The 11,673-nt window shown below is 55.3% G+C and carries 12 protein-coding genes and 2 pseudogenes (2 of these 14 cut by a window edge); 10 read left to right on the forward strand and 4 right to left on the reverse strand.

The annotated features are described in order from the left end of the window. Positions 1-1,434: pseudogene (locus tag GTN70_00960) on the forward strand (aldehyde dehydrogenase family protein) (it extends 1,485 nt beyond the left edge of the window). A 109-nt stretch (positions 1,435-1,543) separates the two neighbouring features. Here GTN70_00960 and GTN70_00965 read toward each other — a convergent pair. Then, entirely contained in the window at positions 1,544-2,962 is a 1,419-nt protein-coding gene (locus GTN70_00965; GenBank protein NIO15568.1) for a DUF4139 domain-containing protein, read from the reverse strand. Between the two features lie 272 nt (positions 2,963-3,234). Between GTN70_00965 and GTN70_00970 the strand changes: the two genes are divergently transcribed. Continuing rightward, entirely contained in the window at positions 3,235-3,588 is a 354-nt protein-coding gene (locus GTN70_00970) for a four helix bundle protein (GenBank protein NIO15569.1), read from the forward strand. Between the two features lie 70 nt (positions 3,589-3,658). On the opposite strand, the gene GTN70_00975 is transcribed toward GTN70_00970, so the two are convergent. The 3 genes from GTN70_00975 to GTN70_00985 all read right to left on the reverse strand — a co-directional run bounded on the left by GTN70_00975 (position 3,659) and on the right by GTN70_00985 (position 6,007). After that, a complete protein-coding gene (locus GTN70_00975) occupies positions 3,659-4,366 on the reverse strand; it encodes a DUF4230 domain-containing protein (GenBank protein NIO15570.1) in 708 nt (235 codons plus the stop codon). Positions 4,367-4,462: 96 nt separating this feature from the next. After that, complete coding sequence (locus GTN70_00980; protein NIO15571.1) at positions 4,463-5,467, reverse strand: DUF2275 domain-containing protein; 1,005 nt, start codon at positions 5,465-5,467, stop codon at positions 4,463-4,465. Continuing rightward, positions 5,468-6,007, reverse strand: a complete 540-nt coding sequence (locus tag GTN70_00985) for a sigma-70 family RNA polymerase sigma factor (GenBank protein ID NIO15572.1) — start codon at positions 6,005-6,007, stop codon at positions 5,468-5,470. It lies immediately after the preceding gene. 405 nt (positions 6,008-6,412) lie between these two features. Here GTN70_00985 and GTN70_00990 point away from each other — a divergent pair, with 405 nt between their 5' ends. The 8 genes and pseudogenes from GTN70_00990 to nuoF form a co-directional block, all read left to right on the forward strand. After that, complete coding sequence (locus tag GTN70_00990; GenBank protein NIO15573.1) at positions 6,413-6,694, forward strand: hypothetical protein; 282 nt, start codon at positions 6,413-6,415, stop codon at positions 6,692-6,694. 298 nt (positions 6,695-6,992) lie between these two features. Continuing rightward, the gene (locus GTN70_00995) at positions 6,993-7,460 is read left to right on the forward strand and encodes a hypothetical protein (protein ID NIO15574.1); all 468 of its coding nucleotides are present in this window, start codon (positions 6,993-6,995) and stop codon (positions 7,458-7,460) included. A gap of 306 nt (positions 7,461-7,766) precedes the next feature. Beyond that, complete coding sequence (locus GTN70_01000; protein NIO15575.1) at positions 7,767-8,147, forward strand: hypothetical protein; 381 nt, start codon at positions 7,767-7,769, stop codon at positions 8,145-8,147. Positions 8,148-8,476: 329 nt separating this feature from the next. Beyond that, a complete protein-coding gene (locus GTN70_01005; GenBank protein ID NIO15576.1) occupies positions 8,477-9,001 on the forward strand; it encodes an NADH-quinone oxidoreductase subunit B in 525 nt (174 codons plus the stop codon). Further along, positions 8,998-9,585 (forward strand): NADH-quinone oxidoreductase subunit C, encoded by a 588-nt coding sequence (locus GTN70_01010; GenBank protein ID NIO15577.1) that lies wholly within the window; start codon positions 8,998-9,000, stop codon positions 9,583-9,585. Before GTN70_01005 ends, GTN70_01010 begins: the two co-directional genes overlap by 4 nt. A 64-nt stretch (positions 9,586-9,649) precedes the next feature. Next, positions 9,650-10,828, forward strand: a complete 1,179-nt coding sequence (gene nuoD / locus GTN70_01015; protein NIO15578.1) for an NADH dehydrogenase (quinone) subunit D — start codon at positions 9,650-9,652, stop codon at positions 10,826-10,828. After that, a complete protein-coding gene (nuoE, locus tag GTN70_01020; GenBank protein NIO15579.1) occupies positions 10,825-11,313 on the forward strand; it encodes an NADH-quinone oxidoreductase subunit NuoE in 489 nt (162 codons plus the stop codon). Before nuoD ends, nuoE begins: the two co-directional genes overlap by 4 nt. A 15-nt stretch (positions 11,314-11,328) precedes the next feature. Continuing rightward, positions 11,329-11,673, forward strand: a pseudogene (gene nuoF, locus GTN70_01025) (NADH-quinone oxidoreductase subunit NuoF) (it continues 889 nt past the right edge of the window).

The following is an 11,673-nucleotide window of genomic DNA, read 5'->3' on the forward strand; positions in this document are numbered from 1 at the left end:
AATGCAGAGATCGTATCGGTGAATCCTGCTGATCCCGAAGAGGTGGTCGGGACGGTAAGCGCGGTGGATAGAGGGCTGGCCGAAAAAGCGGTCGCGTCTGCCGCGGCTGCCCTGAAAGAGTGGGCACGGACCGACCCGGAGGTGCGGGCCGGGTATCTCTTCAAGGCGGCGGATGTCATGCGGAACAAAAGAGCCGAATTTGTCGCGTGGCAGATATATGAGGTGGGCAAGGGCTGGGCCGAGGCCGATGCCGACGTTGCCGAGGCGATCGACTTCCTTACCTATTACGGAATGGAGATGGAACGGCTCGCAAAGCCCAGAAAGATGGGAGATTTGCCAGGAGAGGACAACAGGCACTTTTACCGCCCGCGGGGCGTTGCCCTCGTCGTCGCCCCCTGGAACTTCCCCTTCGCCATATCGGTGGGGATGGTCTCGGCTGCCCTGGTTGCGGGAAACGCCGTCCTCTACAAGCCCTCCAGCCTTTCCCCCGTCTGCGGATATCATGTCTATTCCGTCTTCGCCGAATCGGGCATCCCCGGCGGGGTATTGAACTTCATCCCCGGCCGTGGCAGCGAGGTCGGCGATTTTCTCGTCGAGAACCCCCGGGTAAACCTGATCGCTTTCACCGGCTCAAAGGAGGTGGGGCTCGGCATGGTGGAGAAGGCGGGCAGGACCGGGGCAGGGCAGGAAGGCGTCAAGAAGGTCATCGCCGAGATGGGCGGCAAGAACGCGATAATCGTCGACGGGGACGCGGACCTCGACCTGGCCGTGGCCGGCGTCATGCAATCTGCCTTCGGGTACCAGGGGCAGAAGTGTTCGGCCTGCTCCCGGGTTGTCGTCCTTTCCTCCTGCTACGAAAGGTTCCTTGCCCGCTTAACGGAGGCGGTAAAGAGCATGACCGCGGGGCCCCCCGATGACCCCGCCAACGTCGTGGGCCCCGTCATCGATAAAAGGGCGAAAGAGCGGATCCTGCGCTACCGGGAGGTGGGCGAGGCGGAGGGGGTCGTTGCGGCAACCGTTTCCGTGCCGCAGAGGGGTTACTTCGTTTCTCCCGTCGTATTTACGGATCTTCCCGCGGGCTCAGCACTGCTCCGGGAGGAGATATTCGGCCCCGTCCTGGCCGTTATGAAGGCAAAAACCATCGGAGAGGCCATAGCGATCGCAAACGATTCGGAATATGCCCTCACGGGGGGGCTCTTCTCGAGAAGCCCCGCAAACATCAGGAAGGTGGCTGAGGAGTTCGAAGTGGGAAATCTCTACATCAACCGGGGAATCACGGGGGCCCTCGTGGGAAGGCAGCCCTTCGGCGGCTTCAAGATGTCGGGAGTCGGCTCGAAGGCGGGAGGATTCGAATACCTGCTCCAGTTTCTCGAGCCCCGCGTCGTCACGGAGAACACGACGAGAAGGGGATTTTCGCCCGAGATTGTCCTGTAGGGCAGGGAAGTTGTTCGTACGAGTTTCAGAGACAAAAAGAGGCCCCCGTCTCTTACGAGGCGGGGGCCTTTCCCTTTATATGTGCGGGATGTGCCCGTCTCTTTTTTGCTTAAAACCTCATTCTGACCCGGTAGGTGAGCTTCGTCTCCCTGTCCTTCGGCACGTGGATGTTGAACTCGGCGGTGTGCGACTCGGTTTTTGCGTAATCATGGGAGGTTTTCAGTATCTTCCACTCGCCGGGAATCGGCTCGACGACTTTCACCATTACGTCTTCCTTCTTGTGGTTTCGCAGTGAGATTTCATAGGCCGCCTCGTAGGTGTCATAGGCGATCTTCTTCCAGTCCGTCTGCTTTCTGCTTCCCACCACGTCGAAGGCGTCCCCCATTTTCACCCTGACTTTTTCGTCCTTCGGGGTGTGGTCTATCGAGTCTTCCCCGACGAACTGAAGGCTGTTCTCGCTGTCCCGCTTGTAGACGCGGACCGTTCCCTTGGGAAGGGGAACGCCCAGGTTGTTCTCTTTCCTGTTGGCGATCTCCAAAAAGACGCCGATCTTCTGGTTCGATATCATCTCCCCGTGCCTGCTCCGGAAATAGTGGCTCGCGCCGTAGTAGAGCAGCTCTTTGCGGACGGGGACCTCGCCCGCGTTTATGAGGCTTATCTGTTTTGTCTGGTTCTGCTTTATGGTAGCGGGCCTCTGAAGGGTGTAGATGTGGTACTCGAAGAATTCCTCTTCCCTGAACTGCTCCCTCGGCTTCGCCGCCTCGGCCACCGCGTAGCGCATCATCTTGTCCCGGTATTGCCGCTCGTCCCTGACCCTGTTCACGTCGCCGGCGACGAGCTTGATCTTCCCGTTCTTGTATGTCGTACCGCTCTTGTTGTCGATCGATACCCATCCCGACAGGTCGGCCCTGTCGTCTGTATCGTTCAGGGTCACCACGTAGTCGGCCCTCCAGTTTATCCCGTTCGTAAGGTAGGTGGCCTCCAGCCTCTGCGGCTTTCTCAGATCATTTTGAAGAAGCCAGACCAGGGTCGGCTTCGAGATGAGGTTTTCCGGCACCTTCGGGAAGATTATCCTCCCGGGATGGCCGAAGGTGATTTCGTCGTTGATCTTGAAGATCGGCCCCCCGTTGTTCGAGAGGAGGGTGGCAACGACGATCTCTTCCCTTTCCGTGTAGGGGTTCCTGTAGTAGAGCTTCACCTCCTTGCCCACGTATTTCTCGAGGAGCTTTTGAGGGTTCAGGAGGTCGTACTCGTAGTTCTGCTCGAGCACCAGGATACTGCCCGGCTCTGCGATCGACCTGATGTGCACGCTCGTGGGGATGATCTGGGACGCCACGTCCATGAAGCGGAGCTCCGAGGTTCCCGTGCCGAGCTTTATCTCCCTCTGGTCCTTTACCAGGCCGAGGTTGACGTTGTAGATCGTGATCGCCACCTGTGTCTGATCGTCGAGGGTCGTTGAAAGTGCGTCCGGGCCTGCTTTTTCCTTCGCCGCACCTGCCGGCTGGCTGCAGCCCATGCTTGCGATCATCAACACCAAAAAAGCCGTTATCAAGGTTTTCCTGCTCATTTCTATCCTCCTTCAAGTTTATTTTCAGCGAGCTTTACCTGGTTAGACATGGCAGGCAGGTAAAATGTTCCCACTTTTTTGCCAGAACCATGGATTGTGGACAACGGATTGCAGACTGTCTCATGGTATTGCGGAATGTGGAATTCGGAATGCGGAATAAAAACAGTAAAACATAAATGCGGAATTATTATTGCTTTAGATAAATTAAAAGAAAGTTTTTTTATGGGGTAAACATGAGCAAAGAGTTAAGACAGAGGCTCAAGCACTTTGCATTGATGATCATAGAGTTTGCGGAAAAACTTCCGAAAAACCAAACCACATTTGTCCTCGGCCGGCAAATACTCAAATCGGGAACATCGATTGGGGCTAATTACTATGCTGCGTGCAGAGCAAGATCACGGGCCGAATTTATTGCTAAATTGGGCATCGTTGAAGAAGAAGCCGATGAAACGATTTATTGGTTGGATCTCCTTGCCGGATCTAAGAATGTAAACCAAAGAGATCTCGATGTACTGCCAACTGAAGCAAACGAAATTCGCTCAATCATCATTCGATCTATCAAAACAGCTCGACAAAATTATATTTGATTTTCATTCCGCATTCCGATTTCCGAAATCCGAATTACAGTACTTTGAGAAAGGTGACCCGGGACTACTCTTATTGCGCCTGCTCCAGCTCGGCAACGGAAGGGGATTCAACGCTCAACTGGACGAGCTCGGAGTCGGAAAAATCGACGCCAGCGAGTTCGGCGCCAAATCCCTTCGTTATGGTCTCCAGCGTCTGCCGGGCGGAACTCTGGACCTCGGATCGCAGCTTCCGGACCATCTCCACCGCCATTTGGGATGCCTGCTGTTTCGCTTCCTCGACGAGCCGGTTCTTGTCGCTTTCATCGAACCCCATGCCGAAAGCTTTGTTTATGAGGTCGGGAAGGAGCCAGGGGAGCAGTTTCGTGGTCTGCTCATCGTAAAAGTTGATGTCTTTTATGTGGATGTCGTAGAAACATTTCGGCATCTTCATCCGGTATCTGTTTTCGCCCACGTGCTGGATTTCAAAGTCCCTGCTCTTCAAGTCGTATTTGAAATCGATGGAGAATTCGAAGATCATCGCCATTTTTTTCGTGGATATGAGCCAGAGGAAATATTTCTTTCCGATGTCGCCGAACCAGTGGTCTGCGGCGGTGACGATCTCCTTGGTCACGATCTTGAACGCAACGAGCTCGCCCACCTGCCGGATTTCCTCAATGGATGAGAATATCTGCACCTTTTCCTTCGATTTGCGCCTTTTTCTCCTGTAAAAAAGGATTGCGGCAACAAGCGACGCTCCCAGCCCGAACCCGATCAATCCTGCAATGAAAACTCCTTCCATAGATCGCGCTCCTTTTTATCCTCCCTGTCGTGCCTCTTCCCCGTTCCCTTAAAAATATCACAGAAGCGTTTGGGAGCATACCGGTACGGGAGATGGTCAGGGTTTTTGCCCTGCAGGGTAGATCTCGATCATGACGACCACCTCTTCTCCCCCCGCCCTTTCACCCTCGAAGGCACCCTTTTCCTGCCTGACCTTCCCGACCTTCGAGAGGCGACCCTTGAGGGCGGTGATATGTTCTTTTCCGGTGGCCGCGTGAAATGTGGCCACTTTTGTATCGAAATGCTTCTTAAGGATCACGGTTCCCGCCGTTTTGGCCAGTATCTCTTCTATTTCATCCCGGGCAGCTTCAAGGTCCGAAACGGTCACGATCAGCTTCACGTCAAACTTGCCTGTCGCCGGTTCCCCCATTATCAAGGGCCTGAATTCACCCTTGGCTGCTTTGCCGGCATGCTCTTGCGCCTGTTTTTCCCGGGAGGCCGGGGACGTTACAGCAGGTGCCTGCGCATACCCGTCCGCCCCGACCTTTTCTCTGTCTGCCGGAGGTAACTGTGCGGGAGCCTCACTCAAATTGCGCCCGGGGGCGGGTGCTGCACGTTCCATAACCGCCCCTGCCGGGGCTTTCTCTTGCTCGTCCCTTTCCCGGCGGCCGGCGTCCGGGGCCGTCTCACCCGGCGCCTGCCTCTTTTCCACGGGCAACGAAATGTCGTCTGTCACTTTTTTCGCGACTTCCTTGCTCTCTTCGGGCTTTTGAACCCCTGTTTTCATCGACTGAAAGACGTACACGGAAAGGACCAGTATCAGGACTGTTGCGAGGGCGTGGATCGGGCGGGCCAGGAGAAATTGCGGGAAAAACCGCTGGTAAAATCCCCTCTTTTCCTCCGACTCCGACTGAACGCGCGCCATGACCTTCTGGGTCAGCCAGGGGGGAGGGTCTACCTCTTCGAGCTTCCCGATGCGTTCAAGGTACGCGTTCAGCTCGGCTAAAGCCCCGGCGCACGTTTCACAGGCAACCAGGTGCCCCTCGACCCGGTCTCTTTCCTCCCCGCTGATTTCACCATCGACATATGCCGAAAGGTTTTCCCGTATCTGCTCGCATTCCATTCACGAATTCCCCATCACTTTTTTCAAGCACTCCTTGAGCGAATCCCGGGCGCGGAAGAGCCTGGATTTTACCGTCCCCTGCGGGACGCCAAGCACCTCGCATATCTCACCGTATGTTAACCCCTGCATGTCCCTCAGCACAATCACCTCCCTGAAATCGGTATCCAGGGCGTCGATGCACTCCTTGACCCTTTCCTCAAACTCCCTGGTTTCGAGCATGTCGAGGGCAGAGGGCTCTTTCGAACGTGGCTCTGCGTGTATCTCTCCGCCTGCTGTGCGTATCGGGTCCTCAATGGAGGCAGGTTCCCGCGCCCTCCTGGCTTTTAACTGGCTCAGCCGGTTCTTCGCGGTGTTGATCGTTATCGTGTAGACCCACGTGGAGAACTTTGCCCTTCCCTCGAACTTTTTAATTCCCCGGTACACGGCTATGAACGCCTCCTGTGCGATATCGGAAGCCTCGTCGTAGCTCCCCACCATCCGGTAGGCGACGTTGAATACCCGCTTCTGGTGCTTTCTCACCAGTGCCTCGAATGCGTCCATGTCGCCCTTTTTACAGAGGTTTACAAGCTTTTCGTCCTCATCCCGGTTTATGTGGGTTTCTTCCGCCATACCTTTAGACAGGGTGGAGGCTGAGTTTGTTCCCCTGTTCCTGCGAAACCACTATACCACCGGTGCTCCCGGCGCGTAAATTACCGATAATCCCCGGCGGAAAATAGTGTTTCCGGATAAGATCCTACTCTTTGGCAACATCTGGTTTTCGTGTGATTATCGACAGGCTGAATTTTCCTCCCCGTCCCTTCGTCCCGTTTTTTACCCGAGGTGTGACCAGCCCATTTGACAGGGTTTGTCATTTTAATACAATGGAATGGCACCGTGTTGGGGCAATGGGGTGAAAGGTCGTGTTGTCCGCTTGGAGAGATCAAAGAGGATAAGGAGGAAAATCCGATGAAAAAGGCCCTGATGTATCCTCTCGTGCTGGTTTTTATCACGATTTCATGGGTTCCGCGCGTGGTGAATGGTGAAGAGAAAGTAGATGTGAAACAGCTTTTTGAGACCAAGTGCAGCATCTGCCACACCATCGAACGCCCGAAGGGGAAGAAGAAGTCGATCGAGGGTTGGGAGGCGACGGTGATGAGGATGAAAAACACCAACGGCTGCCCCATTACCGATGAAGAGGCCGGAATGATCATCGACTACCTGGCTGAGAATTACGGGCCGGGACAGTGAATACCCCGCCGGTATGAACGGCTGATAGCGGCAGCATGTGTGCCAGGGGTATTTCGGAATTCGGAATGAAAATCGAGAACATCTGAACTTCAGGAAAACAGAATGCAGCGATCGGTCCGAACTTCCCGGGACCCGGAGTTCCGGAAAACCAGGAAGCTTTGGCGTGGGCAAGATCAGAAGTACGCAATCGATCAACCTCTTGGCTTCTGTTGTTCTGGCAATCTATTTTTAACTCCGGACACGGGACCCGGGACTCGGGACTTAGAACCCGGGACTACCATTTTTGCATATTGGGTCTATGAGCCCTGATTTCCTCATATCACTTTTCACCGCGCTCCATGTGGTTGTTGTGGTTCTCTGGATCGGGGGAGTTGCCTTCGTGACGGTCATCATCTTTCCCATGCTTCTCAAGATGGAGGACTCCCTCGAAAAGGCACTGATGTTTCAGCGCATCGAGGGAAGGTTCGCAAGGCATGCCAGGGTTTACGTCGTCCTTGCGGGGATTTCCGGTTTTGCGCTCTTGTATCTTACGGAGCGTTTCGGGGAACTCTTTACTGCCGACGGTGTCGGGATAACGGTCATGCTCGTCGTGTGGGTCGTTTTCGCGCTCGTGCTCGCCTTCGAGAGAAAAATCTTTCAAATCCTCTTCGACAGGCCCGAGAAGATCGACCCGGAAAAGGTCTTCTTCCGGCTCAGCGCATTTCACTGGGTGGTCCTTGCCCTCTCCCTTCTCGCCGTTGCCGCCGGGGTGTGGGAGGGGCATTAAAGACCGGAACCGAAAAGCGACAGAAAACAGTACCATCGCACACAGTGGCAATGCGGATTGCGGAATTCGGAATGCGGAATGAAAACCTGAACCAGAAAAGAGAGTTCGTACATTGTTTTGATGGCTCAGGCGGCTTGCAGGCGTGACAAACGATTGTAATATAGCAGAAAATGGGAAAGTGTATTATAATATCTTAAACAAAGACGATTTTGTCAATATATTTTATAGATATTTTGAGTTCGATCGGGATATCTGAGCATCGCAAAGGTAATGGGGAACAAAAGCTATTTTTTTCCAGGAGGATACGTGGGAAAAAAACAGATCGTCATAAAGTCCGATGATTCAAGAGACGAAGTTGACGTGAAGTACAACAACGGAGACGAGCGCAAAACGACGGCTCTTATCATTCTCGTGGACCACGACCCTGCCATGTCGTTCATCACGCACGGGAATGCCCAGAAAATTGCCCGCCTTATTTTCGGTGCCTACAGGATAGCTTTAGAGAGGGCGTCGGGTGGCTCGCTGCAGGATGCATGGTTTGTCGAGATGCTGGAAAAGGTATGTGAGGACATAGCAACGCTTGCCGGCCACAGGAAGAGCAAGATTGGCCCCGAGGAATTGATGGAAAGGCTCAGAGATCTGGAGGATAAGGTAAGCGGCCCCGACAGGGGCAGGAAACATCACTGACGGAAAATCCATATTGCCGGATCCTCAGTTACTTTTGCCCCCCAAACGAAGGTTCTTAAGCTTCCAGCTATCTGTAAAATTAGATGGAAATGGTGATCACGCCGTCTGAGGAAAGTCTTCGACGGCCGGAATCCCGGCGGGGACGTCCCCCGTGCGTTCATGGTATGTCCCGGAAATCCGGCGTGTTTGGCGATCAGGTGCTATAATAGATAACCGAATACGCACTGTTTTCGTGCCAATTCAAACAGTATACGGTTTCCCGGGTTTTATTGAATTTTACAGGGAGTCTTTTTTCAGTACAATAGTGATGCTTGCCGAGGAGGGCCGATATGGCAAAGAACGACAGTTCCGATGGGCTGGGAAGCCCCATTCTCCTTACCCGTTTTGAGAAGGTACTTTCCTGGGCCCGCAAATACTCGCTCTGGCCACTTCCCTTCGGCACGGCCTGCTGCGCCATCGAGTTCATGGCGGTGGTGGGGACACACTACGACATCTCTCGGTACGGTTGGGAGGTGGTGCGTTTTTCCCCACGCCAGGCCGACCTCCTGATCGTCGCCGGTACGGTGAACTACAAGATTGCGCCCGCCCTCAAGACCATCTACGAACAGATGCTCGAGCCCAAGTGGGTGATCGCCATGGGCGCATGCGCCACCTGCGGGGGTTTTTACAACAACTACAGCGTCGTTCAGGGGGTTGACCGGTTCATCCCCGTTGACGTCTACGTTCCCGGATGCCCTCCGAAGCCGGAATCGCTGATCGACGGGATGATGATGATCAAGGAGATGATCGAGAAAGGGGAGCCGCGGGCGAGGGAAAGCTGGGAAGAGAAGTGGAAGGAGCGGTACGATAAATGAGTCCGGGCAGTTCGGTACTGGAGCATATAAGGGAGCGTTTTTCGGATCATGTCCTGGAGACACTCTCTTTCAAAGGTGACGACACGGTTGTCGTCGAAAGGGACGCTCTCCTCTCTTTAATGCGATTTCTGCGGGACGATCCGGAGATGTCCTTCGATTTCCTGATGGACGTGACGGCGGTGGACTGGCTCGAGAGGGAACCAAGGTACGAGGTCGTCTACCACCTCTATTCCTCGGCGAAGAATCGCAGGCTACGGGTCAAAACGAGGGTTCCCGACGATGACCCCGAAGTCGAGACGGTCACCGGGATATGGAAGGGTGCCAACTGGTTCGAGCGGGAAGTTTGGGACATGTATGGCATAAAGGTAAAGGGGCACCCGGACCTGCGCAGGATTCTCATGTACGATGGCTTCGAGGGGCACCCCTTGAGAAAGGATTACCAGAAGGATCTCAGGCATCCAACGGTTCCGAGCCTCGATTTTCCAGATCCCCAAAAGGACGTGAGAAGGGTGATAAAGGCGACAGATCTCATGCGGGGAAGCGGCAGGGAAAAGGGAGCCAGGGAACCGGAAAAGGACACGTAGGGGGCAGGTCGTGAGCGAAGGGACGGAAAATAATTTCCCCCCCGGAGAATACGGCGTAGAGTGGATGGAGCGGGAGGGTGATAACGTCATCCTCAACCTGGGGCCGACCCACCCGGCAACGCACGGCGTGTTCCGTATCGTTGTCGAGCTCGACGGGGAAACGATCGTCAACTGCGACAACCAGATCGGGTTTCTCCACCGCTGCTTCGAGAAGGAGTCGGAGAACACCACCTGGGGTCAGGTGATCCCCTATACGGACCGGTTGAATTACGTCTCGCCGCTCATGAACAACGTGGGGTACGTTATGGCCGTGGAAAAGCTCATCGGGATAGATGTGCCCGAGCGGGCTGAGTACATAAGGACCATCATCTGCGAGCTGTCACGGATCTGGGACCATCTTCTGTGCATCGGCGCCGCCCTGGTCGACCTGGGAGCCCTCACGAATTTCTGGTATTTCTGGAGGCCCAGGGAAGATATCTACGATCTCGTCGAGGAGTTGACCGGCGCCCGCCTGACCACGTGTTACACGAGGATCGGCGGCCTCATGGCCGATCTCACCGATACCTGGGTCAGGAAAGCCCGGCACGTTATACGGGAAACCATCCCGAATGCCATAAGAGACGTGGACAGGCTGGTGACGAAGAACAGGATATTCATGGACAGGACCATCGGCATCGGCCCTATATCGGCGGAAGATGCCATCGCCTGGGGGTTTACGGGCCCCTGTCTGCGTGCAGCCGGCGTGCCCTACGACCTGAGGAAGGACCAGCCATACCTCGTGTATGACCGCTTCGACTTCGACATCCCCATAACCGACAACGGCGATACCTACGACCGCTACCTGATCAGGATGGAGGAGATGTGGCAGTCCCTGCGGATACTCGAGCAGGCCTTCGACCAGATACCGGACGGGCCGATCAACGTGGAGAACTGGGACGTGATCCTCCCCCCGAAGGATGAGGTGCACGAAAACATCGAGGCGCTGATGGCCCACTTCAAGATCATCATGGAAGGCATCAAGGTCCCGCCGGGCGAGGTGTACCATGCCACGGAGGCGGCAAACGGAGAGCTCGGTTTCTACATCATAAGTTCCGGTGAGGGAACTCCCTACAAGATCAAAGTGAGGCCCCCCTGTTTCGCCATCTTCAGCGCCATGCCCCAGATGGTCCGGGGACATATGGTGGCGGATCTCATAGCTGTTATGAGCAGCCTGAATATCATTGCCGGAGAACTCGAGAGATGAGCGGTAAGGAGACGGGCATCCGGTTTTCAGACCAGGGGATGCGGGAATTCAACGAGGCGCTTACGCGCTATCCTGCCAGGCAGGCCGCCATCCTGCCGGCGCTCCACATCGCCCAGAGGGAATTCGGGCACATATCTACCGATGTGATCAGGTACGTGGCGAAACTCCTCGACCTGTCACCCGCCCGTGTCCACGGGGTGGTAACCTTCTACACCATGTTGAACCAGAAGCCGGTCGGCAGGTATCACCTGCAGGTGTGCAGGAACGTCTCCTGCTCCCTCCTCGGGGCATTCCACCTCATCGAGTATATTTCCGGAAAGCTCGGTATCGAGCCGGGCGAGACCACCCCCGACGGGAAGTTCACCCTGTCGCTGGTCGAGTGCCTGGGGTCCTGCGGAACGGCGCCGGTCATGCAGCTCAACGACGACTATGTGGAGAACCTGACGGAAGAGAAGATAGACGAAATTTTATCGAGCGGTGATTGAAAAACGCGGAGAGAGATGGAACTCGTCCTCACGAAATATTTCCACCTCGATGATTACCGGTTCATCGACACCTATGTAAAGCACGGCGGTTACTCGGCCCTTGAAAAGGCCCTCCGGATGGATACGGATCAGATCATCGAAGAGGTGAAAAAGGCCAGCCTGCGGGGCCGTGGGGGGGCGGGGTTTCCTGCCGGCGTGAAGTGGGGCTTCATGCCGAAGGTGACCGATAAGCCCAAGTTCGTCGTGGTGAACGCCGACGAGAGTGAGCCCGGGACCTTCAAGGACCGGCTCATCATGGAGCGGGGTCCTCACCTGCTCATAGAGGGTATCGCGATAACGTCGTATGCCGTGGGTGCCCAC

It is taken from the genome of Deltaproteobacteria bacterium, assembly GCA_011773515.1.
In the GTDB taxonomy this organism is placed as follows: Bacteria; Desulfobacterota; Deferrimicrobia; order J040; family J040; genus WVXK01.

What these genes read in the sequence shown, in the direction of transcription:
- GTN70_01010 (NIO15577.1), top strand. Translation starts at nt 8,998, where the DNA reads ATGAGTCCGGGCAGTTCGGTACTGGAGCATATAAGGGAGCGTTTTTCG.
- GTN70_00980 (NIO15571.1), bottom strand. Translation starts at nt 5,467, where the DNA reads ATGGAATGCGAGCAGATACGGGAAAACCTTTCGGCATATGTCGATGGT.
- GTN70_00990 (NIO15573.1), top strand. Translation starts at nt 6,413, where the DNA reads ATGAAAAAGGCCCTGATGTATCCTCTCGTGCTGGTTTTTATCACGATT.
- nuoD (NIO15578.1), top strand. Translation starts at nt 9,650, where the DNA reads ATGGAGCGGGAGGGTGATAACGTCATCCTCAACCTGGGGCCGACCCAC.
- GTN70_00995 (NIO15574.1), top strand. Translation starts at nt 6,993, where the DNA reads ATGAGCCCTGATTTCCTCATATCACTTTTCACCGCGCTCCATGTGGTT.
- GTN70_00965 (NIO15568.1), bottom strand. Translation starts at nt 2,962, where the DNA reads ATGATCGCAAGCATGGGCTGCAGCCAGCCGGCAGGTGCGGCGAAGGAA.
- GTN70_00985 (NIO15572.1), bottom strand. Translation starts at nt 6,007, where the DNA reads ATGGACGCATTCGAGGCACTGGTGAGAAAGCACCAGAAGCGGGTATTC.
- GTN70_00975 (NIO15570.1), bottom strand. Translation starts at nt 4,366, where the DNA reads ATGGAAGGAGTTTTCATTGCAGGATTGATCGGGTTCGGGCTGGGAGCG.
- GTN70_01005 (NIO15576.1), top strand. Translation starts at nt 8,477, where the DNA reads ATGGCAAAGAACGACAGTTCCGATGGGCTGGGAAGCCCCATTCTCCTT.
- nuoE (NIO15579.1), top strand. Translation starts at nt 10,825, where the DNA reads ATGAGCGGTAAGGAGACGGGCATCCGGTTTTCAGACCAGGGGATGCGG.
- GTN70_00970 (NIO15569.1), top strand. Translation starts at nt 3,235, where the DNA reads ATGAGCAAAGAGTTAAGACAGAGGCTCAAGCACTTTGCATTGATGATC.